Here is a 24,770-nt window from a genome sequence, read left to right as displayed (position 1 = left end):
CCGACTGTCGGGGCGTTTTTGTTATGCAGAGAGCGCGGTTTACTTGGTCGCAGGCACCTTGTCCCGGCGCGACTTCCACCACCAGCGCAGCCGGATCTGGGAGATGAGCATCCCAGCCAGCATCAGGGCACAACCGGCAATGGCGCGCTCATCCAGCGTCTCACCCAGCAGCAACACGCCACCCACGGCGGCGAAGACGGTCTCCAGACTGAGGATGATGGCGGCGTGGGCCGGATGAGCGCCCCGCTGCCCCACCACCTGCAGGGTATAACCGACCCCGACCGAGACCAGCCCGGCATAGAGCAGCGCCTGCCAACCGGCCACGGCGCCGCTAACAGTCGGAGTTTCAATAACAAAGGCGGTGGCGAGACTGAGCAGGCCACAGACCACAAACTGCACGCCGGCGAGCTTGATGGGGGCCACCCGATTGGAGTAGTGATCCACCAGCAGCAGGTGAATGGCCCAGAAGAGGGCGCCGACCACCTGCAACAGATCGCCAAAGCCGATGGTGAACTCGTCGGTGACGCTCAATACATAGAGGCCCGTCAAGGCAATCAAGGCACCAATCCAGGTATTGAGCCCGCTCTTGTGGCGCAGCAGCAGCCCCAGTACCGGCACCAGAATGATGTAGAGCCCGGTGATGAAACCGGCCTTGGCGGCCGTGGTATAGAGCAGCCCCACCTGTTGCAGGGAGGCGGCACAGAACAGCACCAGTCCGGCCAGCACACCACCGATCAGCAGCTGGCGATGGTCGCCCGTGACGGCAACAGGTTGTCGGGATTTGAGCCACCAGAGCAGCGGCAACAGGGAGAGGGCGCCGAGCAGAAAGCGCAGGCCATTGAAGGTATAGGGCCCCATGTGATCCATCCCGAGGCGCTGGGCGACAAAACCCATACCCCAGATGGTGGCGGCCATCAGCAACATCAGATTGGAGCGCATGGCGATTCTTCCTTAAATCGGCGCGTGACGGGTTATCCGATCCAAGATACCCGCCTCCCTATCCTCTTGTCTCCACTCTTTGTCTTCGCTCTCGCTCTCAACGCTCTGCATCGCACTGCTTTTGAGCACCGCGAGTGTTACAGCAGCGAGGGCTTGGTGAACACGGCCAACAGGGCAATCAGTAGCAGATTGCCCCGCAGGATCCACACCACCCGGAAGTGCTGCTGGATGGAGATCATCGGCGCCTTGCCCAGACGCAGGGCGCGACGCCAGCGATAGAAGAGGCGGCTGGGATAAACGAGGGAGCCAACAATCAGCAGAAACAGCCACATCTTGAGGCAGTGGGCAGGATGGGCAAAGATCTCCGCCACCGAGCTGGCATGCTCGAGGGCCAGCAGACATCCGGTGGCAAAGATGGAAAAGAGCGCCAGCGCTGCTACCCCATCTGCCAGCAGCAGGCGGCGCACTCGCAGCATATTCAGGCCGCGCCTAAAGATCAGATACTCAACACAGAGGGCAAGGATCAGCACAGCTATGCTGCCGTAATGGGCCATGAAGAGCAGAGTGTGGTTCAACATCGGAAAAATCTCATTTTCTGCCTTTAGACGAGCAGCACGGCATCATATATGCTGGTGTCACCCGAGCTGAAAAGGATTTATTCATGTCCCCCGGCAAGCCCAAGAACACTTGGTCTTTGATCACCCGCATGCGGCTTGGCCTCCTCTTGCTCTTTATCCCTGTGTTGCTGCTTGGCAGCATCTACTACCTGCATATGGAGCGTACCCTGCGCCACGAGCAGCAACAGAACCTGATTGCTCGCAACACCCAGTATTTCCATACCCTGATCGAACCCTATCTGGCGACCCTCAAACGCCAGTTTACGCTCATTTATCAGCAGGTAAATTATCAGGATTTCAGCGGCCCGGAGATCCTTAACGGCGAGCGCTACCTGCAACATTGGCAGGCCTATCACAAGGTGATGGAGCTCGATTACGTCTACGTGGGCACCGAGCATCGCAAGATGTTGATCCACCCCTCCTGGCAGGCCGACGAGAAGTTCGATCCCAGAACCCGCCCCTGGTATCTGCTGGCCGCCAGCCATCCCGGACAGATTGTCTGGACTGATCCTTATTACGACTACACGCTTGGCACCCTCACCATGGCCATTGCCAGGGAGATCCTCAATCCGGAAGGCAAGCGGGTTGGCGTACTCTCGCTGGATACCCAGCTCACCCCCCTCGCCAGCTGGCTAAACAGTCGGCATGATCAGAGTCACCATCTGGGCAATGGCTATCAGATCCTGCTCAACCATGACGGACTGGTGCTGGCCCATCCGGATCGCGAACGGGTATTCAAACCCCTCGCCCACCCCGACTGGCTGGCCCGGATGCAACAGCCGCTGGGCTTTTTCCTCGATGATGCCAGCGGCCTGATGGTCTCCTACTACCGCATCCCCGAGCAGCGCTGGATCCTGCTCAGCGTTGAGCCCACCGCCAGCATGCAGCAGGTGATCGACAGCGTCTCCATCAACGTGCAGTTGATGATTGCCGTCGCCTGCATTCTCTATCTGCTGCTGGCCCTGCTCTGGTCCCGCTACTTCCGCCGCATGCTGGGGGAGATCACCCTGCTGATCCGCGCCAGCCGCTCCGGCGGTATCGCCTACAACGGCCGCCGCATGCTGGAGCTGGCCAAGGTCTATGAAGAGATGGATGCCGCCAGTCAGGACTTTGCCCAGATCCGCCTGCAAGCCCATCAGGACAAGCTCACCGGGCTCTACAATCGTCGATTCTTCGACGAGTGCCTGCAGAAGCAGCTCAACAGTGGCGCTCCCTTCGGGGTGGTGATGTTCGATCTGGATGATTTCAAACGGGTCAACGATACCCACGGCCATCAAGCGGGGGATGTGGTACTCAAGCGGGTGAGCAAGCTGGGCATGAGTCTGTTCCACGAGTGGGGCTGGTTCTGCCGCTATGGCGGCGAGGAGCTGGTGCTGATCTTCCGTTACGGCGAAGAGCAGCCGATGCTTCCCTCACTGCTGGAAGCGTTCCGGCTCGGGGTGGAGCAGCTGGAGTGGCGCGAACCCGATCTCACCATCACCATCAGCGGCGGGGTGGCCTTCAGCCGTTCCGGACTCTCGGCCAAAGAGCTGGTGGAGCTGGCCGACAAGGGGGTCTATCAGGCCAAGCGGGAGGGGAAAAACCGTATCTGCTTCCCGCTGCGCCACGCCCCTCACCAGAGTGCCGAGGAGGATATTCCCGCCTTTGGCGAACCCCGACAACAAACCAACGAGGGGTAGCTACAGCGGCCAGCACCAACCACAACGCCGTCAGTAAAAACAAAGAGAGAGGCTCCAGCCTCTCTCTTTGTTTTTCGTGCGTCTTGCCGCACGTTAAGCCCGTGTGACGCACGACTCAGCGCTGCCACTCCCACACCGGCCAGCCCAGCTCCTCGGCCTGCTGACGCAGCGCGGGGGCCGGATTGACCGCATGAGGATGGCTCACCGCCCGCAGCATGGGCAGATCGTTGTGGGAGTCGCTGTAACCAAAGCTCCCCTGCCAGAGATGGTCCCTGCCGGCAAACAGCTGGTTGATGCGGGCCACCTTGCCCTCGCGAAAGCTGAGGGTGCCGCGGGTCTGGCCGGTCAGCATCCCCTCCTCCTCATCGAGCAGGATGGCGACGCAGTGATCCATCCCCAGCATCTTCGCCATGGGGGCCACCAGATACTCGCCGGAGGCGGAGATGAGCACCAGATCGTCGCCCCGCTCCCGATGCCATTCGATGCGCGCCAACCCCTCGGGGTAGAGGCGCTCGCGCAGCACCTGCTCGGCAAAGCGGGTAGAGAGCGAGTCGAGCCACTGGCGCGTCTTGCCAGCCAGCGGTTGCAGGGTGAAGGCCATGTACTGGTGCATGTCCATCTTGCCCTGATGGTAGAGGGACATCATGGCCTGCTCCTCGGCGATCATGCTGGCCGGAGCCAGCTCCTCGGCCACCATGTACTCCAGCCAGAGGCTGGCGGAATCCCCCGCAATCAGGGTCTCGTCCAGATCAAACAGTGCCAGTACCATGAGGGCTCCTTGCGGTAACAACGAAAATGAAACGAGGCGTCATGCTACCTCACAGAGTTGATCCCGGGCCACCGCCAGGGTCACGGCGCTACCGGTGGCCAGCAGATCGCCCACCGAACGGTTGAGGCAATCCACCGTCAACAGCCCCGCCTCGCACTCCACCTGATAGCGGATGACGTTGCCGAGCAGCTGTTGCTGGCGAACGATGCCGGGCAGGCTGGGTTCGCTGCTGGTCGCCCCTGCGGGTAGCAGGGTAATGGACTCTGGTCGCAGCGCCAGCTTGCCCTGAAAACGGGGGCCGAACAGCGACTTGCCCTGCTCGGCGCCAAGTAGGTTGTAGTTGCCGATAAAGCCCGCCACAAACTCACTGGCGGGACGGGTGTAAATCTCCTCCGGCGTGCCGCTCTGGACGATGGTTCCCTTGTTCATCAGGAAGATCCGATCCGACAGGGTGAGCGCCTCCTCCTGATCGTGGGTCACGAAGATGGTGGTGAGCTCAAGGCGCTGCTGGATCTCGCGGATCTGCTGGCGCAGGCTGCGGCGGATGCGGGCGTCCAGCGCCGAGAGCGGCTCGTCCAGCAACAGGATCCGCGGCTGCACCACCAGCGCCCGAGCCAGTGCGACCCGCTGACGCTGGCCGCCAGAGAGTTCGGCCGGGTAGCGGCGCTCGAAGCCGATCAGCTCCACCAGCTCCAGCGCCTCCTGTACGCTGGCGGCGAGATCCCGCCCCGGCTGAGGCTTCATCTTGAGGCCGAAGGCGACGTTGTCCCACACCGTCATGTTGGGGAAGAGCGCATAGCTCTGGAACACCATGCCGATGCCGCGCTTCTGGGGCGCCTGCCAGGTGATCTCCTCACCGGCCACTCGCACCTGACCACCATCCACCGGGGTGAGCCCGGCCAGCGCCCGCAGCAGGGTCGATTTGCCACAGCCGGAGGGGCCGAGCAGGGTCACCAGCTCCCCCTTGCGAATGCCGAATTCGATCCCCTCGAACACTCTGGTATCGCCGTAGGATTTGTGCAGTTGATTCACTTCTAGATGGAACATGTTGATTCACCGATGAAATCTGTTGGCCGCCCAGGTGAGCAGCAGGGTCAGCAGGAAGTAGCTCATCACCAGCGCACTGGTGAAGTGGCCCGAAGTAGCACGCATGTTGTAGAGGTAGACCTGCAGGGTCTCGTAGCGGGTGCCCACCAGCATGTTGGCAAACACGAACTCGCCGAGCAGGAAGGAGAGGGAGAGAAACAGCGCCGCCAGCAGCCCCTTGCGCAGACAGGGGATCACCACCAACAGAAAGGCGCGCCGACTACTTGCCCCCAGCAGATGGGCGGCATCCATCAAATCCCTGAGCGGTACCCCTTGCAGGCTGTTGGCCAGCGCACGGTACATAAAGGGGAGCACCACGGTGAACCAGGTGCCGATCAGGATCCACGGCGTGCCGATAATCGGCAGCACACCGTCAGCGTAGATCTGCAGCAACCCCACCGACGAGACCACAGGTGGCACCGCGAAGGGGAGCAGGATCAGCAGGTTCATCCAGGGATCCAGCTTTGGGAAGTAGTAGGCCACCACCAGCACGGTCGGTACCAGCACCAGGGTGCCCAGCAGCAGGGTGGCGAAGCAGACCAACAGGCTTCGACCAAACGCCGCCAGAAAACGCGGGTCGCCCCACAGTTTGAGATACCAGTCGAGGGTAAAGCCGTCCGGCAGCAGGGTCGCCCCCCAACGGGTGGAGATGGAGTAGAGAAAGGTGGCCAGCAGCGGCAGCAGCAGGGTGGCGACCAGCCCACCCAGCACCCACTTGGGCCAGCGCGGCGTCAAATCATGCATGGGATTGCCCCTTGTTCACATAGCTCTTTTTCAGCAGCCACTGGTTGGCAGCCGTCACCACCCCCAGCAGCACCATCAGGATCACCGCCAGCGCCGCCGCCATATTGGGCTCGAGGAAGATATCGCCGGAGACCAGACTGGCCACCCGGATGGTCACCAGATTGAAGTTGCCGGTGGTGAGGGCGTAGGCAGAGGCATAGGCCCCCACCGCGTTGGCAAACAGGATGATCAGGGTGCCGAGCAGCGCAGGCGTCAGCACCGGCAGCGCCACGTGCCACACATACTGCCCCTTACTAGCGCCGAGCAGCGCGGCAGCCTGCGGCCACTCATCCTGCAGCGCGTCAAACGCCGGGTAGAGCAGCAGCAGAGCGAGCGGGATCTGGAAGTAGGTGTAGATGAGGATAAGGCCCGACCCCGAGTAGAGGTTGAAGCCGTCGATCAATCCCCAGGATTTCAGCAGCAGGGTCACAGCACCATTGATGCCGAGAATGATGATAAAGGCGAATGCCAGCGGCACCCCGCTGAAGTTGCCGGTCATGGTGACAAAGGCCAGCAGCAGCCGCTTGACCCGCTCGCCGCTGTGACGCAGCGCCGCCGCCCCGAGGGTGCCGATGGCAAGCCCCGCCAGACTGGCGATGCCGGCGATGCGCAGCGAGTTGCCGAACGATTGCAGGTAGAAGGGGGAGCTCAAAATCTCCCGATAGTAGTCGAGGCCCCAGCCATCGGGGGTCTGAAAGCTGCCCACCAGCACCCACACCATGGGGGCGAGCTGGAACAGGATCATCAACAGGACAAACGGCAGCAGCACCAGCGCCGGCAGCCAGTGGCGGCGCACCTTGTGCTTGGTTGCCACGGGTTGATCCAGCAGGATCTCGGTGGTTGCAGGCATCATCAGTGCACCTCGCGCATAAAGGCCGCCTTGAGCAGCGGCGGCGCCGCTGGCTTGTCGTGGGCAATACCCAACAGATCCGCCATCAGGGCGCAGAGCTGGGTCTGGGCGATCACCACCCCATCCGGCCAGCGCTCGATAAAGGCATCGCCAAACAGCCAGAGCGGCACAGTGCGCTCTTCGGGCAGGGTGCCACCGTGGCTCAGGTCATTGTTCATGCCGTGATCCGAGGTGATCACCACCTGATACCCCTCCGCCAGCCACTGGGGCAGCAGATCGGCCAGCAGGCTGTCCATCCGGCGCGCCTGATTGCGGTACTGGCGGGAATCGAGGCCAAACTTGTGGCCCGCATCGTCCACCCCCATCGGGTGGATCAGCAGAAAATCGGGATCGTACTGGCTGCGCAGCCATTCCCCATCCATCAGCAGATGGCTGTCGGGATAGTTGTCATCCCAGTAGAAGCAGCCGTGCTGAATGGGCAACTGCTCGTCGTGAGTAAAGCGATCGCGGGCCGCCAGCCAGGGGCTCCTGTTGTAAAGCTCGCTCACCCAGTAGTAGGCCGCCGCCGCGGTGCGTTTACCTGCGGTGCGAGCCAGATGGAAAATGGATTCGTGTTGACTGAGGCGACTCACTCCGTTGTGAGTGATGCCGCTCACCACCGGTGGCACGCCGGTCAGGATGCACTCGTAGAGGGGTCGGGAGAGAGACGGCAGAGCAGCATTCAGGGTCGTATGCAGGCCCCGCCCCGCCTCCACCATGCCACCGAGGTAGCCCATGGTGTGGGCTACCTCGGCTGCCAGACCATCCACAAGTACCACTATCACCTTGTGTTGCACTGGATTCCCTTACTGCATGTTGATCATGACGGTTTCTTGCCACTGGCGCGGCAGGGCTTTGGAGCTCTGCTCCCAGGCGGCGTGATCCTGCACCGGTTTGGCATTGGCATACTGCTCGGCTGGCAGCAGCTTGGCCTTCACATCATCCGGCAGCGCAACGTTGCTGCGGATCGGGCGGGCATAGCCACGGGCCAGGTTGATCTGACCGGCATCGGAGAGGATGTATTCCCGCGCCAGTTTGGCGGCGTTGGGGTTCTTGGCCCACTTGTTGATGATGGTGGTGTAACCGGCGATGACGGAACCGTCACTCGGGATCACCACATCAAACTTCTTGGGGTCGATCTGGTCGCGGTAGTTGAGGGCATTGAAGTCCCACAGCACACCCACTTCCACCTCGCCCTTCTCGATATTGGCGATGGTGGGATCGTTCAGGGATAGGCGGCCCTGCTTGGCCAGCTGACCGAACAGCTCCAGTGCAGGTTTCAGATTCTTCTCGCTACCACCGGTGGCATAGGCTGCCGCCAGCACGCCGTTGTTGGCCTGGGAGGCAACGCCCACGTCACCCAGAGTCACCTTGTAGTCGCCACCCAGCAGGGATTGCCAGCTGGTGGGGGCGGCCTTGACCAGATCCTTGTTGATCAGGAAGGCGATAGTGCCGGTATAGGCCAGCATCCAGTGACCGTCCGCATCCTTGGCCCAGTTGGGAATATCGGCCCAGGTGGAGGGTTTGTAGGGCTGGGTAACACCCTGCTTGACCGCAACCGGCCCGAAGGCGCCGCCCACGTCGCCGATATCGGCGGTGGCATTGGCCTTCTCGGCGGCGAACTTGGCGATCTCCTGCGCCGAGCTCATGTCGGTATCCTGATGCTTGATGCCGTAGATGCTGCCCAGCTGCTGCCAGGTATCCTTCCAGTTGGCCCAGCTGTCAGGCATGCCGATGCTGTGGAGCTGGCCTTCACCACGGGCGGCCTTTTCGAGATCCGCGATATTTTCGGCAGCAAAAAGTGGTTGGCTGATGGCCACCATGGCCAGTGCACTTGCGATCACGCTTTTCATCATCCCATCCCTCTGGACTAGGTCAGTTAAGGTTCGAGAGGGATGCTAGAGGGGAATTGTGACGGTGGCGGGGCGCTTTAATGGCAGTTTGATGACAATCACCCTGTCATGGCGCTGTCATCCACAGCAGTTACAACTCTGAACCCGAGTGAGGCTGGACTATTCCAGTAAGGGATTAGCCAGCCACCCGCCTTCTGAATAAGCAACAGGGACAAGCGTGTGACCGAGCCGAGATTGAGCGAGCAGAGAGTGAACGAACAGAGCATGGCCGATGGCCGCTCCTCCTCCAAGTGTGAACAGATTTGCCAGACTCTGCGCCGCTATATCGGCAGCGGCCAGTTGGGGGCCGGGCAGCAGCTGCCCGCCGAACGGGCCCTGAGCGAGCGTTTCGCCACCACCCGCATCACCATCAAGGAGGCGCTCTCCAGCCTCGAAGCGGACGGCCTTATCTACCGGGCCGAGCGGCGCGGCTGGTTTGTGGCACCGCCCCGCCTCACCTACGATCCCGCCATCCACACCCACTTTCACCAGTGGATCGGCGAGCAGCAGCGCACCGCCGAAACCCGGGTGCTGGCCCACGGCAGCGAGCTCGCCAGCAGCGAACTGTGTCGCTGGATGGGGCTGGAACCCTTCACTCCACTTTATGAGATCCGCCGCCAGCGGCTGATCGACGGCCGCCCGGTGCTGCATGTAAGCCACCACCTGCTGGCGAGCCGCTTTCCCGATATCGCCAGCGCGCCGCTGGCCAGCTCCCTCACCGAGCTCTATCAGCAGCGCTATGGCATAGGCCAGGGCGGGGCGAGTCTCGAGATCACCCCCTCGGCGGCGCGCGGTGCCATCGCCCGCGCCCTCAATCTGGCGGAGGGGAGCGCCGTGCTGCGGCTGGTGCGGGTCAACTATGACGAGCGGGGTGGTCTGGTGGATTGCGATATCGAGCACTGGCGGCCGGATGCCATCCGCATCTGCCTCGATACCCGGGCGTTGCAACCCATCATCGCCAAAGCGCAGCCCGTGCAACTGGCAGAGTAGCCACGTTCAGGCTCATGAGCAGATGCGGATCCCGCAAGATCCGCCGGGATCAGTTGTCGATATTGGGGATCATGTCGTCAAAGCTCTGGTAGCCGCAGTCGGCCAGTTGCAGCGACATGGTGTAGGTCTTGGCGTGCTCCTGCTGGCCGATGGCGGGGCGGTTGAGCTTGATCTCCTGATGCCAGTACTCCTTCATCCGGTCGATCAGCGCCATCGCCTCCCCCTCGTTGAGGTGCAGCTGGCAGAGCGCCATATAGTTGTTCGACTTGTGCATGTTCTCCACCAGATACTCCCCCAGCACCGACATTGCCTGCCGCGCCTGCTGGCGGGCGAAGCGGCTGTGCTGCTCGAAGCTGATCCGCTCGCTGATGAGGAAGTGGTAACTGTTGTCGATACCGAGCTGCAAAATGCCGAGCTTCTCCAGCTTGCGCAGATAGAGGTAGCAGGAGGCATCAGTCAGGCCGTACTCCCGCTTGAGATCGATCAGCGTCTTGTCGCGCCAGAAGATATTGGCGAGAAAGGCGTAAAGCCCCGGCTCGTTGTGAAACGCCTCGTCCTGCTCCTGGGTAAAGACGGCGCGGCGGCTCTGGGCGTCCTGAGTGCGATCCAGCAACTCCTCGAACGAGAGCCCCACCAGATGGCAGATCTCCAGCAGGGTATCGAACGGCAGCGAGGGCTTGTTCATCATCCGTTTCACGGTCGCGATGGAGACGCCCATGGCTTCTGCCAGGGTCTGATAGCGGATCCCCTTGTCGGTCAGGGTCTTCTTCAGGGTGTCGAGAATATTGTTGACCAGGGTCTGGCTGTAGGTCATGCCACTCTTCCTTGTTATCGCACTTTCATTGCATGGTTATGCCGAGTCAGCTTCTGACCTATTTTTACCTTCAAGGCTCAGATATTGACACCGAAAAAACAGCCTAGAGAAAAAATCGCCTACAACGCCCATCAGGACAGACCAGTTAAGCAGCAAGGTCGCAAAATCTGACACCAGACAGTGCATATCTTTCAACCCGCAAACATTTTGCTAGTGCTGCATAGAACATCGCGCATAATCGAAACGTATCGAATTCAAGACCCTTCCTGGTTGAGAAATCGATTGTTTGCTTCCAAATTTTTATCTTTTAAACCGTAAGGTTTTTTCTCTTTCCTGGCATTGGGCGGCGCTGATAGCACCGCCCTTTTCTTTTCCCTGAATTCGCAGGTCAGGTCAAGGGCCCCGGCAAGGGGAAGTGTCACCGGCCACCCGCCGCCCACTGATGCGCCAGCCACCACGACCGTTCTGGCAGGGTGTCCTAAACGATCACCAATAGCGTTTCATTGCCATTAAATATATTTAAATGGCTTGCTTGGAAAGCTTAAGCCAATATAAAAACGAATATAAGAAAGTTATTTAAAAATCCAAAAACCTATCTTTTAAATGGCTTGTATATATAAGCAAACAAAATTAATCATACCGCACGCCCCATATCTGCTTATCACACCTCATGCCCACACCAACAACAGCGGCCGGGTGAAGAGAAAGCCACCCAAAAGCGCCCATCCGCATATCTGGTGGGCAACATGGCCCACGCAAAAACAGCCTCAAAAGACCACCAAAAATCATAATGGGAACAATCCCAAACCTAAAAATGAGCAAAAAACAGGCAAGAAGATAGATTTTTTTCTCACGGTTTCACCTTGTGATGCGTTCAAAAAATCATCTAAAAGAGCCTGATGCCAATCAGTGACATCTGAGATGCCAATTTTTAGACAGCTCATCATGGCCACGTTCGAATGAAAATTTAATGCCGATACAAATCAATCACATAGAATCAAAACCGAACTCACAGCCTGTCATTTGCCTCACCAGTTAATTATTTAAACCTCAATAAAGCTAAAACTCTAATAACACCATTTATTAAACAAAATGACCCTGATGGCCGCCAGTCATATTTAGAAGAATGGGGAAATCACTCTCTTGTTATTCAGAAATGTGCTGACTATACTGCGGCCCCTCTGTGAAAGCAGAGCAATGACGGAAATATAAAAAGCTTCATGGATTGAGCAATATAAATCACACGCAGTTCACGCAACACAAGGTTATTTATCCATGAACAAGTTTAATAAAATTGCCGCTTTCTCCCTGCTTGCTCTGGCCATGAATGGCGGCGCCCATGCCGAAGGCTGGTATGCAGGTCTGGATCTGACCACCTCCAAGATGGATCTCGATGGTTCTGCCAAAGACGCCTATGACGCCAAAGTGATCGACGACCAACTCGACGGCGGCAGCCTGATCGTGGGTTACAGCTTCAAACCCTGGCTGGCGGTTGAAGGTGGCCTGCACGCCCAGCAGATGGATCAGCTGACCTGGGTGACCTCCCCGATTGCAACCGGCTTTGCCGACACCACCATCGAAACCCGCAGCATCAGCCTGGCCGCCAAGCTGAGCCAGCCGCTGGCCTGGGGCTTCAGCGCCTATGCCAAACCGGGTATCGCCTACACTCGCACCGAAGTGGAAGTTGTCGGCAACGCCACCCTCCTCGGTTTCAGCGGTCAGGTAAACGAGAGCGCAACCAAGAGCAAGGTGCACCCCAATCTGGAAGTAGGTCTGGACTACGCCTTCAACGACCACTTCTCTGCCGGTATCGGTTACGAGCGCCAGTTCGACGCCCTGAGCCTGGGTGACGAGCACTACTCACTGGATACCTTCAAGCTGGGTCTGCGCTACCACTTCTAAGTCGCGCCGCGTCAGTAACAATGCAAAAGGGCCGCCGGTTTCAAACCTGCGGCCCTTTTTACTGCTCTTTTTCCGTACCCCGCGTTAGCAGATCTGGTCTTTACCCAGCTGCTTGGCCTGATAGAGCGCCCGATCGGCGCGCACCATCAGGCTCTCCTTCTGCTCATCCTGCTGATACTCCGCCAACCCGAAGCTCATGGTAGCGGGCGCATGGGGGCAGATGGGCTCGCTCGCCATCAATGCCTGAAACTTGCTCGCCACCACCAGCGCATCCTCGCGGCCGGTGTTGGGCAGCAGCACCATAAACTCGTCACCGCCCCAGCGGGCCAGCAGATCGATCTCGCGGATATGACGACGCACCAGCGCCACTATGTTGATCAGGGTCTGATCCCCGGCGTTGTGGCCATAGCTGTCGTTGATCTGCTTGAAGTTGTCCACATCCATGGCGATCACCGTAAACGGCTGATGGAAGCGTCGCGCCCGCTCGCACTCCAGCTGTAATGCCCGCTCCAGCCGATAGCGGCTGGCGGCGCCAGTCAGGGCATCGGTCTCTGCCAGCAGACGGTTCTCCTCGGCTTTCTGTTGCAGCGCCTCGTTGAGTCGCACCAGCTCGGCGGTGCGCTCGGCAACCTGCTGCTCCAGCGACTGATTGCGCCGCTCCAGCTGCTCCAGCAACAACTTGCTGGCGTGGATATCGCGATGGGCGCCGATCATCCGCGCCACAGACCCGTCGGGATTGCGCTCAATGATGCGGCCACAATCCTCAATCCAGAGGTAACTGCCATCCCGACAGCGACAACGATACTCGGCGCGATACTCATGGACGCTGCCGCTCAGGCAGAGATCAAACTTTGCCATCACCGCCGCCAGATCGTCGGGGTGGATCACGCTCTCCCAGGTGAAGACGGTATTGCCGAGGGAGTGAGGCTCGTAACCCAGCATCCGGTACCAGCCCGGGTTGCGATAGACAAAACCGGTATTGGCATGCCAATCCCAGATGCCATCGCTGGTCACCTCCAGAATGCCATGCACCACGGCCTCGCTGACATCCGAGATCCTGATCGTGTCACTGTCCTGCACCATAGCAGTTATCCTTGTTCTTCCGCCCCGCGCCACCACGGGGAATCGCTCTGTTGTCGTGAGGCGCTCACCTTGGCATATTGCAACAGATCTGTCAGCCAGAACCCCACCGCACCACCGTTTCCCCGGTTATCGGCCACTCACGGCACAGGCTGAATCAGGGTGGCCATAAGTGTGGCTCAAGCGCGCCCCATTTACCGGATTTAACTCACGATTCCGTCATTTGGGGGATGGAATAATCGGGCGGCGCAAGAGGGGTGACCAAGTGCAGCATATTGTGCCAACCCGCTCCCCTCACCCTCTCCCAGAGGGAGAGGGGATAAAGCAGCATCGGAAATATGATCGCTAACCACACCGGTTCGATTAGAGAAGCTTAATCTGGGCGCGGGAACGAGATTATCCCTTATTTACTTGCTGAAGAGCGGTTGGCGGTGAGGGGATAGAAAAATAAGATTTGTCTGGATATACCTTGTAGCTCTCCAGGTATGACCCCGCCTCGTTAACCCGAGTTTTCACCCATACCTCACCATAATTCCGAATCTGCGCCTTATCAAGCTCACTATCACTGTAACAAAGATCAAACCAATGCCCTGTATGCTTATCTTTTATTTTTAAGCCTGCCTCACAACGGCCGTATTTTCCTTTGGATGGTCCGGGATGAACCACTTTATATTCCGTATCATAACTGACCACTTTATCTGGATAATAATAGACGTACATATCATAGCCATACCATGACGTTATAAGCATCATAAAGAAGCAATTACCAAACGCTTTTGCAATATATTTTAAGGCATTACGTCTGGAACATCGAAAAGCAGTTACTATCGCACCAACCAATCCAAATAACGCACTGATAGTAATGTAGGTGAGCGACTCAGGAACCCAGTCAGCAATAAGTGTTTTATCTGATAATTTTGTCTTGAATAAGATACTTGCCAACCATAGAACAACCAGAAATATAAAGCCAACCCCAAGCAGCATGTTTTTGTGCCGTTCGCTTTTAAAACTATGAATTGTCATTTTACTGCCTGATTTATTATTAAAAACGAAAAGTATCCCACCATTTTGCAAGATAAATATGGGCGGTGCAATTCACTTCGTTCATTGCACCCTACCCGATTTTACGAAGTGGGCATTGTGTAAACCTGCTCCCCTCACCCTAGCCCTCTCCCAGAGGGAGAGGGGATAAAGCAGCATCGGGGATATGGCGTTGGCAATCGCGTGCAAATTCGAGATACAACCACCGGGCCAAACCTCCCTTCTCCCCTTGCGGGAGAAGGGTCGGGGATGAGGGGAGGAAAAACGAGATTACACGGTAAACGTTGGGCTTCGCAGGCTCAGCCACAACCTACACTGTCGGTTAATTGGTGGTGAGACTGCAAAGCCCAACATACGAGATAAGTCATAACCAATCCAAAGAATATATTTAACTTGGGTGCGTAAATATATTCACCATATTTAAAAGCACCTCAATAAAATTATATTATCATTTCATTTTTCAAAGTTAAGAAACTCTTTTCTATGACATCAAGGTGAACCTTAACATTGTGAGACAGTACCTTGAAGTGCACTTCCTTAAGCTTTTCTATCATTTCAGTACGTTGAGGCTCAGGATAGTGATCATATGCAGATGCTCCCTTTTGAAAGTCAACATTACTATTAACACCTTGTAATAACTTCTCTATAGATGAACCAAGAAGCTCTGAAAACTGAACCTGCATAGCTAATAAGGCTTGCACTGCAGTAGATGATCCAACTTCATGAAATGGTATATTTCCTAATGCTTTAGCATAGGAATTTACCACGCTATCGTGATAAACGTTATATATCTCAACATTCACCATCCCCTCTTTAGAACAGGAAGAATCTATAATGTCTCTAATTTTTTTAGAGAAATGGTGTGCTGCTTCTGCGACTGCTAAAACGTCTTTCCTTCTATCCTTTTGTCTTGACACCTTGTCATGACTAGCAATCCAAGAGGATGCAATGATCGCTAACACCGAACCACCAGCCTGAATCCAAGCGGGGAGTTCATTTGTGCTACCAAACTTCAAATATGCCCCAATAACCAAAAAGCTCACTAAAAATAATGTAAATAAATGACGATTATAAGAGCGAAGCCGTGGTAATTTATTTTCCCAAAAATTTCTCATTTTAAACATTTCCAGAAGTGATACGTTCCTAAAAGTACCGCATGTTTGCATTTGATTGGCTAATCGTAAGCCAATCGCGGTAAATCCCTTTACCGCCGTCCAATTGCTCACTCCCCCAACCTCTCCGCCAATCCGGAATAACGCTCGGTCTTTTTCCGTACCGCTTGGGCCAGCAGGGCGCGATCGCCGTAGAGATCGAGCCGCGCCTTGGCGCGGGTGATGCCGGTATAGACCAACTCGCGGGTCAGCAGCGGGCTGGGGCTGTCGGGCAGCACCAGCACGGTATGGGCAAATTCCGAGCCCTGGGATTTGTGGATAGTCATGGCGTAGACAGTCTCGTGGGGCGGTAGGCGGCTGGGCAACAGGGCGCGCAGGGTACCGTCCGGCTGCTCAAACCACACCTTGAGCCGCCCAGTTTCATCGGGCAGGCAGAGCCCCATATCGCCGTTATAGAGGCCGACCCCGTGGTCGTTGCGCACCACCATCACAGGGCGACCGGCATACCAGTCGCCATCGCGGGCGATAAGGCCAGCCCGTGACAGGGCCAGTTCGAGCCGCTCGTTTAGCCCCAGCACGCCGAACGGGCCATCGCGCAAGGCGCAGAGGATCTGGAAGCTGTTGAATGCCTTGAATACGGCGGCGGGCGCTTCCCCCGCGCGGGCCGCCTTCAGATAGGCACCATAACCGGCGACCCCCTGGGCAATCAGGGCGTCGTAGGCCTCCCCCGCCCAGGGGTGCAGGCTGATATCGGCAAAGCCCATGCCCCAGACTGATTCCACCGCAGTGGCATCGCCGCTGTTGCAGGCGCGCGCCAGCTGACCGATGCCGGAGTGCTGATCAAAGCGCCAGCTCTTGGCCAGCAGACAGAGGCTGTCGCGCACCGGTGCACCGGCAGGCGTGCCCTGCAAGCGGTAGCCGGTCTGGCGGGAGAGCCAATCCGCCTGCGCGGGGCTGATGCCCTGTTCGATAAAGCTGCAGATATCGCCGAGCACGGCCCCCGCCTCCACCGAGGCAAGCTGATCCTTGTCGCCGAGCAGGATCAGGCGGGCGTGGCTCGGCAACGCATCGAGCAGGCGCGCCATCATCGGCAAATCGACCATGGAGGCCTCATCCACCACCAGCAGGTCGAGGTGCAGCGGGTTGCCCGCGTGGTGGCGGAACTGACTGCGCCCCGGAATGACCCCGAGCAGCCGGTGCAAGGTGCCCGCTTCGGTGGGGATCGCTTCCACCCACTCGGGGGGCAGATCGAGGGCCTGCAGGGCAGCGCCGATACTCTCGGTCAGGCGCGCCGCCGCCTTGCCGGTGGGGGCCACCAGCCGGATCGCCGGCGCCTTGCCCGCTTGCAGGCCGGTCTCCACCAGAATGGCGAGCAGTTTGGCGACCGTGGTGGTCTTGCCGGTGCCGGGGCCACCCGAGATCACCGCAAAGGGGCGTGCCGCCGCGGTGGCCGCCGCCAGCTTCTGGCCGTTGCAGCAGAGCGCCTCGGGCACCAGCGCATCCAGCTTGCCAAGATCGCTCGCCGCCTGGGCGCTGGCCAGCAGCCCTTCGATGGCGGGCCAATCCACCTCGTTCGGGAACACCAGATCGAGATACTTCTCGATAAAGTGGCGGGCCGAAAAGTCGGGGGCGAGGCGGGCTTTCAGCAGCGCCGCGAACACCAACCCATAGTCGCGGGCAAACAGCCGCGACAGAGCCGGGGCTATCTCCGGCCATTCGGCTCGTTCACTCAAAGCGAGCAGATGGCGGGCCACCCCCTGCTCGTGATCGTGGTAACGGGTGAGATAGAGCCGCCCGTGCCAGAGCCGCAGCGGCCAGCGCGGGGCAAGCCCGTCATCCTGTTCCGTACCCACGAGCGGGCTTGCCGCAAACAGGGCGGGCCAGCGGGCAGGATCCGCCAGATCAGCCAACAGATCCCGGCTCTGCTGGGGATCCAGCCCGAACGGGCGCAAAGATCCCTTTTCGTTACCGGAATGCGCGAGCATCTCCAGCGGCAAACAGACATGGCCACGCCCCAGTTCGAAGCAGGTGAGCGCAGCCCCCAGCACCAGCTCGGGGTTGCCGCCCAGGTCGGCCACCAGCCTGGCAAATTGCAGATCCAGCTGGCGGATACGGCCAGCCAGCGCCAGTGTTTTGAGCCGTTCAACCATCATTGTGCTGGCTGCGGTGCTGATCATGGTGCCGCTCATGCCTCTACCTCGTTTAATTCTGCTGATGAAACACCGCCAGAGCGATCACCATTTCTAAACAACTCATCCAGCCCCAGCACCAGTTCACGGCTCGGGCGGGTATGGAAAATGCCCCCCTGCGGCATGCCGCGCAGGAACAGATAGAAGACGCCGCCAAAATGCTGCTCGAAGTCGTAGCCCGGCAGGCGCAGGGTGAGCAGCCGGTGCAGCGCCAGCGAGTAGAGCTGGTATTGCAGGTCGTAGCGATGCTCGGCCATCGCCCGCTCCAGCGCCGGACGGCTGTAATCGGCGGGGCTCATGCCGAGGTGGTTCGATTTGTAGTCGAGCAGATACCAGCGACCCTGCCACTCGAACACCAGGTCGATAAAGCCCTTGAGCATCCCCTGCACGGTGGCAAAGCTGAGCGGCTTGTTGCCCCGCGACAGCGGGTCGTGCTGCTGGCAGAGGGCCGTCAGCGCCGGGGCCGTCACCCGCCCCATGGGCAGGAAGAACTCCAGCTCCACCTGTTTGCGCTCGGGGGCCAGATCCCGTAGCCGCACCGGCTCGCCAAAGCCCGTTTCCAGCGGGGTATCCAGCACCGCCTCCACCTGCTGTTGCAGCACGGGAGCCCAGCTCTCGTCAAAACCATCCTGTGCCAACAGGGTGGCAATATGCTCTGCCAGCGGCTCGCCAGCGGCACTCTGAAAGTCGATGGTCTCGAACAGGCTGTGCAACAGGGTGCCGGGACGCGCCCCCTTCGGGAAGGTGAAGATGGAGGGCTGGGGTGCCTCCTCCGGTTGCTCGGCAGCCAGCGCGGCTGCCTCGGTTACCACCTCGTCATCGAAGCCGGGGTTGGCCAAGACACCCTTGCTGTGACCGTGGCCCTGCGCCGCCAGACCGGAGTAGGAGCTGATCCACCAGTCCCGCTCAAGGGAACCGCTAAAGTGGCGCACCTTAGGCTCACCCAACTGCTCCTCCTCTGGCGGCAGCGGGGCCGGACGGGTGAGCGAGGGCTCACCGACGGCCACCCCGGGCAGCGCCTGTGCCAGCTCGATGAGGGCGGTCGCCAGTGTCTGCGCATCCCCCTCTTCGCCCTTTTGCAGCAGGTAGCCGATGGCGGTGTGGTGCAGGTCGGTCTTCTCCGACTTGCCCGCCCCCGCCCGCACCGGCGCCAGCCCCAGCCAGGTTGCGTAGACGCCCCGGGTCAGCGCCACATAGAGCAGCCGCAAATCTTCGGCAAGGCGCTCCCTGTCCGCTTCGGCGAGCGACGAGTCGGCGCCGGTCAGATCGAGAATGGTGCGATTGCCCGCCTCATCCGCCTCGTGATAGAGCGGGGTCTCGGCGGTTCTGTGGCTGCAGATAAAGGGCAGGAACACCAGCGGATACTCCAGCCCCTTGGATTTGTGGATGGTGACGATCTGCACCAATTTCCGCTCTGATTCGAGGCGCAGTACCTGCTCCGCATCCTGCCCGTTGGGGCGGCTCACCGCCTCCCCCAGCCAGCGCAGCAGGGCGTACTCCCCGTCCAGCTCGCTGCTCACCTGTTGCAACAGCTCGCCAAGATGGAGGAAGTTGGTCAGCCGCCGTTCGCCATAGGGGCTCGCCAAAAGCGAAGAGGCAAGATTGCGCCGGTGCAGCAGGGCCCGCAACATCGCCAGCACGCCACGGCGATGCCAGATCTTGCGGTACTCCATAAACTCCTGCACCGCGCTCTCCCACGCCCGCTCGTCGCTGGCCAGCCCATCGAGCGCCTTGGCATCGAGATCAAACAGGCCGGTGGCGAGCGCGGCCCGCAGGCTACGCTCTTCGCTCGGGTTCTGGCAGGCGTGCAAAATCAGCAGGATCTCCCGCGCCTCCGTCTGCTCCAGCACGCTCTCGCGGTTCGACAGATAGACGGAGGCGATGGCGAGCCGCGCCAGCTCCTGCTGCACCAGCTTGCCCTCGGCTCCGGTGCGCACCAGCACGGCGATATCCCCGGCCTTCACCGCCTTGTCACCGATCAGCGCCTTGCCCTCGCGGGCCTGGGTCAGCAGGCGGTGGATCTCGGCGGCGGTAGCCCGGGCCATCTTGCTCTGGTAATCCCCCCGATTGAAGGTGGGCTGGCCGCTCAGCTGCCAGCAGTGGAGCACGGGCGCGGTGACGCCATCGAGCAGCAGCGCCTTGCTCTTGCCCTGCGCCTCCACCGGCAGGAAGGGGATATCCGCCTCGTAGATAAAGGGATCCTTGGCCCGCTCGAACAGGCCGTTGACCGCCCCCACCAGCGCACTGCTGGAGCGCCAGTTGCGCCCGAGGGTGTAGTGGGCGCTCACATTTCGCCGCGCCTGAATGTAGGTAAAGATGTCGGCGCCGCGAAAGCCGTAGATGGCCTGCTTGGGATCGCCGATCATCAACAGCGCCGTATCTGTGTGGCCGCCGTAGAGGCGATGGAAGATGCGGTATTGCTGGGGATCGGTATCCTGAAATTCATCGATCATCGCCACCCGGTAGGTGGCGCGAATGCGCTCGCACAGCCGCTCGCCAAGGCTGGAGCCGAGCGCCCCGTCGAGATCTTTCAGCAGGTCATCGAACGAGAGCTGATGGGCTTGGCGCTTGCTGGCCTGCATCCGGCTGCGCACTACTTTGGCCGCCCGCTGCAGGATCAGATCCCGAATACCGGGGCGGCTCGCCAGCAGTTCATCGATCTGGCCGAACAGTGACAGGGTCGGCACCGCGCCCCCCTTCTTGAGGTTCTCCTCCAGCACCGTCTGGCCGAAGCGCTCCAGCTCCTTGGGAATGGCGTAACCACAGGCCTCGTCCTGTGCCCAGTCGGCTATCTTGGCAAGCCACCCTTCGTAGTTCTTGCCGGTGTAGCGGCTGATCTGGCCGTCGGTCTGGCGGCGGATCTCGTCCGTCTGCGCCAGCCATTCGCTTTTCACTGCCGCGATGCGACTCATGGCCGCCTGATGGCGAGCGGCGAGGGTCTCATCCCCCAGCGCGGGGTGGATCTCCAGCTCGCTGTTGTCGAGCCAGCTGCCCATCTCCCGCAGCAGGGCGGCGGGACTCGGCCAGAGTGCGCGCACGGCGCTGGCGAGGGGTTTATCCACCGGATAGAACTCGGCGCGCCAGTAGTCGCTCACCGCCTGCAGCCTGAGCTGGCTGTCGTCGGTGAGAAATTCGGTTTCAAAGAGGGCGCCCGACTCGAAGGCGTTCTGCTTGAGCATCCGCTGGCAGAAACCGTGGATGGTAAAGACCGCCGCCTCGTCCATCTGCCGCTCGGCAGCCAACAGGCGGCGGGCCGCCAGCTCGTGATCCTCCACCTCCTTGAGCAGCTCAGCTAACAATGGGTCTTTGTCTTCATCGACGACCTTGCCGCGCATAAAGGCGAGCCGCGCCTCGTGGATGCGACCGCGGATCCGCCCGCGCAGCTCGGCGGTGGCCGCTTCGGTAAAGGTCACCACCAGAATCTCGGTCACCGAGAGGGGTCGCTCGTGGGCGCTCGGCTGACCGGCATCAGCCCCCTCTTCGATGAGCGGGCCGTGGCCCAGCAGCAGGCGCAGGTAGAGACCGGCGATGGTGTAGGTCTTGCCGGTACCGGCGGAGGCTTCGATCAGTCGTTCACCATGGAGGGGAAAACGCAATGTATTGAGCGGGTTAGCCATTATTTCAGCTCCTCCAGGGTCTTGAGCAGCGGGGTCAGGTGTTCGCGGGCCAGCGCCTGCAACTGACCCAGCACCTCGTCATCGAGTTCGGGGAAGCAGCGGGCGACGTAAGGGTCTTGCCCTTCCCCATTGATCATCCAGCCGCCGTTGAAACGGGTGAGAGCCACCTTGTCGGCCGCCTCCGGCTTGTCGGGATCCTTCTCGATCGCCTTGAGCCAATCCCAGGCGGTGTTGGGGAAAAAGGGCAGCGGCCGCTTCATCCCCTGCGCCCAGCACGCCACCAGCGCCGCCAGCTTGGGACGCGCCTCGTCGGCAGCGAGTACAGGCAGTCGCAGACTCTGTTTGGCATCGAACAGCAGAGTGTCGCCGGGGGCGCCGCTCAATGAGAGGCAGAGGTGCTGGATCCAGCCCAGCAGGAGATCCTTGCCGTTGAAGCTGCCGGGCTTGACCACCAGCAAGCGCCCCTTCTGGGTGTCGATCCACCCTTGCAGCTGACCCTGAGTCAGGGAGATATCGATCTCCACCGCCTGCTTTTCTGACTCATTGGCAGCAACCCATGGCCGCAGCCGATCAGCCAGCTTGCCCATCTCGGCATCCAGATCGTCCAGCAGCAGGCTGCCGAACCACCCTTGCGGCAACAGGCCGGTGAGCTGCAACCGCTCGCGACGCTCGGTACTTTCACCTTCCGCCAGATGGGCATCGAGCAGCAGATCTTTCAGCTGATAATGTTGCAGACCATCCAGCTCGAACGGCTCGCTGTCCTCGATATTGGCTTCGTTCAGCTCAAACCACACCTTGAGACGGCGGTTGAGGAAATATTTGGTGGGCTGGCGATAGAAGCGCAGCAGCTCCGCCAGCTCCAGCCCCTGCTCCTTGCCCCATTCGGGAGGCAAAGGCAGCTCGCCGCTCTGGAAGTTGGCCGCGCCGCGCACCGGATTGAGAGCGGGCAGCCAGTCGGCAGCATAGGTAAAGAGGCGTGAACCCGCCGCCGGGTAGAAGTAGTCGCGACTGTAGGGGGTGAGCGGGTGCGCCACCATCAGGTGGTTGAGCAGCCGCTTGCCGGAGGTTTCGTCATCGAGATCCTCATCCCCCGCCAGCACAAAGCCCTGCCGCACATAGTCGATCAGCTCCGCCAGCAGCACCGACGGCACCTTGTCGCTGTTGTCCTGGGCGCTGAAGCCCTGATAACTGATATAGAGCCCCTGCTGGGCACTCAGCAGCGCCTCGAGGAAGAGGTAGCGGTCATCATCACGACGGGAGCGATCCCCCCGCCGCGACGCCACCGCCATCAGATCGAACCCCATGGGGGCCAGGGTGCGCGGGTAGACGCCATCGTTCATGCCGAGCAGGCAGACCTGCTTGAAGGGGATGGAGCGCATCGGCATCAAGGTGCAGAAGTTGACCTGACCGGCGAGGAAGCGCTGGCTGGAGCGGGACTCCCCCAGCACGCTGCCGAGGTAATCCTGCAACAGATCGGCGGTGATGGGCTGCTCGAAGCGGGCTTCGCCGAGCCGGGTCTGCCACTCGGCCAGCTGGCTGCGAATCAGCTGAAGCTGACGCTCTTCATCTTCGTCGGCCAGATAGAAGCGCTCCAGCAGCGCCAGCAGGCAGGCGTTCCACTCGGCCAGCGGCTGCGCCTGTTGCAGGCGGGGCAAAAACTCGGCCAGCGAGTCGACGAACCAGGCGAGCTTGCCGAGTGCCAGCCCCTGCTGCCCCTCGATATCGGCGTAGGGCAAGATGCCCGCCACCGGCTCACCATCCCCCATGGCAAAGCCGAGCAGCATGCGGCGCAGGCCGAACAGCCAGCTGTTGCCGGACATGGGCGGCAGATCGAAGCGGACTGGGTAACCGTCATCCAGCCCCCAGCGGATGCCGGTCTCCTGCACCCAGACCCGCAGCTGGTTGAACTCGTCGTCATCCAGTTCGAAACGGCGCAGCACGGCGGGCACCTCGAGAATGGCGAGCAGCTCCCCCGCCCCGAAGCGGGCGTTGGGCAGCCTGAGCAAGGCGAGGAAGCTCTGCAGCAAGGGGCTCTCCTGACTCGCCGCCCGATCCGAGACCGCAAACGGGATCTGACCGCGCGCGCCAAACACCGCCTGAATATAGGGGCCGTAGCTGTTCACATCCGGCATCATCACCACCACATCTTTCGGGGTGAGGGTCGGATCCTGCTCGAACAGCGCCAGCAGCCGGTCGTGCAGCACCTCGAGTTCGCGCATCGGGCCGTGGCAGGCGTGGATCTGCAAGGATCCATCCGCCGGATCGATGGGGCTCTTGTGATGGCTGCTGTCGAGATCGAACTGACCAGCGCCTCGCTCGGCCAGCTCCAGCACATCCTTCTGGATGGCGCGCAGCAGGCTGACATTGCCTTTGCCATCCACCTCGTCGATATCGACGAAGGCCTCGATTTGCGGCACCTCCAGCTCCATCAGCTGGTGCAGGTAGTCGCGCCCCAGCTTGCCCATGGAGGCGAGCAGCGGGTTGGCGGGGCCCTGCAATGTCTCGATATCGGTGCCGGGTTTGAGCTTGTTCTCCAACCGAGCCAGGGTTTTGCGATCCAGCAGATCCCCCCAGTAGTAACGGCAGGGGTTGGTGACGAACAGGTGCACCTCCACCTCCGGCCGGCTGCCGAGGGCCAGCAGCGCCTCCACATAGCGCGGCGGCAGCGCCGAGATGCCGAACACAAAGACCCGCTGTGGCAGCTTGCCCGGCAGATCGGCGGTACGCTCCAGCTCGTGGATAAACTCCTCGTAGAGGTTGGCACGGTGGTAACCGCTAGGAGAGAGCGCCAACGTGCGGGCCACCAGCTCTCGCCACAGTTCGGGCTGCCAATCCTGACCGCTCACCCCGGCCAGCTCCTGACTCAATCCCTGCCCCTCTTCCCAACGGGCGATCCAGTCCGGCCGATAGACCAGATACTGGTCAAAGAGATCCGCCACCTTCTGACAAAGCTGCCACAACCGCACCTGCTCGGGATCCCTGGCGGGATCCTCGTCCTCTCCGCCGCCCAGATAGGCGGCGAGCGGGGCAAAGGCGGGGCGATCCAGCAAGGCAGGCAGAATGGTCATCAGCTGCCAGCTCATGGAACCCTTGTTGTAGGGGCTCTGGCGCGGCACATCTGCCAGCACCCGGGTGAACATCTCCCAGATAAAGCTGGCGGGCAGCGGAAAGTCGATATTGGCGGCGATGCCGAAGGCTTTGGCCAGCTCCAGCTTGAGCCACTGGGCCATGCCCGGACTCTGCACCAGGATCTGCTCCCGATCGAAGGGGTGAGAGAGAGGGGCCTGCCGGATGCGGCTCACCAGCAGCTCTTTGAGCAGATCCAGCTGATTGGAGTGGTAGAGGGTAAACATGAGCAATTCCCGCCTGTG

18 protein-coding genes are annotated in these 24,770 nt (G+C 60.3%); 3 read left to right on the top strand and 15 right to left on the bottom strand.

What is annotated here, in order from left to right; all coding sequences use genetic code 11:
- Window positions 1-39 precede the first annotated feature (39 nt).
- Window positions 40-939, bottom strand: coding sequence for a DMT family transporter (locus ACTG1P_RS14675; RefSeq protein ID WP_440001578.1), 900 nt, complete (start codon window positions 937-939; stop codon window positions 40-42).
- Between the two features lie 137 nt (window positions 940-1,076).
- Window positions 1,077-1,517: a DUF2214 family protein gene (locus ACTG1P_RS14670; protein WP_440001577.1), complete on the bottom strand. Its 441-nt coding sequence runs from the start codon at window positions 1,515-1,517 to the stop codon at window positions 1,077-1,079.
- An 83-nt stretch (window positions 1,518-1,600) separates the two neighbouring features.
- Between ACTG1P_RS14670 and ACTG1P_RS14665 the strand changes: the two genes are divergently transcribed.
- On the top strand, window positions 1,601-3,235 hold the full coding sequence (locus tag ACTG1P_RS14665; RefSeq protein ID WP_440001576.1) for a sensor domain-containing diguanylate cyclase: 1,635 nt from the start codon (window positions 1,601-1,603) through the stop codon (window positions 3,233-3,235).
- A gap of 115 nt (window positions 3,236-3,350) precedes the next feature.
- Here ACTG1P_RS14665 and ACTG1P_RS14660 read toward each other — a convergent pair whose 3' ends face one another.
- The 6 genes from ACTG1P_RS14660 to ACTG1P_RS14635 are packed head-to-tail and all read right to left on the bottom strand — an operon-like array spanning window position 3,351 to window position 8,615.
- Window positions 3,351-4,004, bottom strand: a complete 654-nt coding sequence (locus ACTG1P_RS14660) for an HAD family hydrolase (RefSeq protein ID WP_440001575.1) — start codon at window positions 4,002-4,004, stop codon at window positions 3,351-3,353.
- Window positions 4,005-4,043: 39 nt separating this feature from the next.
- A complete protein-coding gene (locus tag ACTG1P_RS14655; RefSeq protein WP_440001574.1) occupies window positions 4,044-5,051 on the bottom strand; it encodes an ABC transporter ATP-binding protein in 1,008 nt (335 codons plus the stop codon).
- A gap of 6 nt (window positions 5,052-5,057) precedes the next feature.
- Entirely contained in the window at window positions 5,058-5,834 is a 777-nt protein-coding gene (locus ACTG1P_RS14650; protein ID WP_005355251.1) for an ABC transporter permease, read from the bottom strand.
- Window positions 5,827-6,726 (bottom strand): ABC transporter permease, encoded by a 900-nt coding sequence (locus tag ACTG1P_RS14645; RefSeq protein ID WP_440001573.1) that lies wholly within the window; start codon window positions 6,724-6,726, stop codon window positions 5,827-5,829. Before ACTG1P_RS14645 ends, ACTG1P_RS14650 begins: the two co-directional genes overlap by 8 nt.
- Window positions 6,726-7,559 carry an alkaline phosphatase family protein gene (locus tag ACTG1P_RS14640; protein ID WP_440001572.1) on the bottom strand — a complete coding sequence of 278 codons (834 nt, stop codon included), beginning with the start codon at window positions 7,557-7,559 and terminating at the stop codon, window positions 6,726-6,728. Before ACTG1P_RS14640 ends, ACTG1P_RS14645 begins: the two co-directional genes overlap by 1 nt.
- Window positions 7,560-7,568: 9 nt before the next feature.
- The gene (locus ACTG1P_RS14635) at window positions 7,569-8,615 is read right to left on the bottom strand and encodes an ABC transporter substrate-binding protein (RefSeq protein ID WP_069554147.1); all 1,047 of its coding nucleotides are present in this window, start codon (window positions 8,613-8,615) and stop codon (window positions 7,569-7,571) included.
- Between the two features lie 264 nt (window positions 8,616-8,879).
- Here ACTG1P_RS14635 and ACTG1P_RS14630 point away from each other — a divergent pair, with 264 nt between their 5' ends.
- The gene (locus tag ACTG1P_RS14630) at window positions 8,880-9,644 is read left to right on the top strand and encodes a UTRA domain-containing protein (RefSeq protein WP_440002309.1); all 765 of its coding nucleotides are present in this window, start codon (window positions 8,880-8,882) and stop codon (window positions 9,642-9,644) included.
- 49 nt (window positions 9,645-9,693) lie between these two features.
- On the opposite strand, the gene ACTG1P_RS14625 is transcribed toward ACTG1P_RS14630, so the two are convergent.
- Entirely contained in the window at window positions 9,694-10,458 is a 765-nt protein-coding gene (locus ACTG1P_RS14625; protein ID WP_440001571.1) for a helix-turn-helix domain-containing protein, read from the bottom strand.
- Window positions 10,459-11,733: 1,275 nt separating this feature from the next.
- Here ACTG1P_RS14625 and ACTG1P_RS14620 point away from each other — a divergent pair.
- Window positions 11,734-12,360, top strand: coding sequence for a porin family protein (locus ACTG1P_RS14620; protein WP_201983759.1), 627 nt, complete (start codon window positions 11,734-11,736; stop codon window positions 12,358-12,360).
- 84 nt (window positions 12,361-12,444) lie between these two features.
- Here ACTG1P_RS14620 and ACTG1P_RS14615 read toward each other — a convergent pair whose 3' ends face one another.
- The 6 genes from ACTG1P_RS14615 to recC form a co-directional block, all read right to left on the bottom strand.
- Window positions 12,445-13,443 carry a sensor domain-containing diguanylate cyclase gene (locus ACTG1P_RS14615; RefSeq protein WP_440001570.1) on the bottom strand — a complete coding sequence of 333 codons (999 nt, stop codon included), beginning with the start codon at window positions 13,441-13,443 and terminating at the stop codon, window positions 12,445-12,447.
- Window positions 13,444-13,836: 393 nt separating this feature from the next.
- Complete coding sequence (locus ACTG1P_RS14610; protein WP_440001569.1) at window positions 13,837-14,463, bottom strand: hypothetical protein; 627 nt, start codon at window positions 14,461-14,463, stop codon at window positions 13,837-13,839.
- A 458-nt stretch (window positions 14,464-14,921) separates the two neighbouring features.
- Window positions 14,922-15,707, bottom strand: coding sequence for a hypothetical protein (locus tag ACTG1P_RS14605; RefSeq protein WP_440001568.1), 786 nt, complete (start codon window positions 15,705-15,707; stop codon window positions 14,922-14,924).
- On the bottom strand, window positions 15,704-17,782 hold the full coding sequence (gene recD / locus ACTG1P_RS14600; RefSeq protein WP_440001567.1) for an exodeoxyribonuclease V subunit alpha: 2,079 nt from the start codon (window positions 17,780-17,782) through the stop codon (window positions 15,704-15,706). Before recD ends, ACTG1P_RS14605 begins: the two co-directional genes overlap by 4 nt.
- Complete coding sequence (recB, locus tag ACTG1P_RS14595; protein WP_440001566.1) at window positions 17,779-21,399, bottom strand: exodeoxyribonuclease V subunit beta; 3,621 nt, start codon at window positions 21,397-21,399, stop codon at window positions 17,779-17,781. Before recB ends, recD begins: the two co-directional genes overlap by 4 nt.
- Window positions 21,399-24,752, bottom strand: coding sequence for an exodeoxyribonuclease V subunit gamma (gene recC, locus ACTG1P_RS14590; RefSeq protein ID WP_440001565.1), 3,354 nt, complete (start codon window positions 24,750-24,752; stop codon window positions 21,399-21,401). The genes recB and recC overlap by 1 nt, the downstream gene beginning before the upstream one ends.
- Window positions 24,753-24,770: the final 18 nt, after the last annotated feature.

The sequence above is a fragment of the Aeromonas sp. 11P genome (assembly GCF_051920165.1).
In the GTDB taxonomy this organism is placed as follows: domain Bacteria; phylum Pseudomonadota; class Gammaproteobacteria; order Enterobacterales; family Aeromonadaceae; genus Aeromonas; species Aeromonas veronii.
This window is presented reverse-complemented; position numbering and strand designations above follow the sequence as displayed.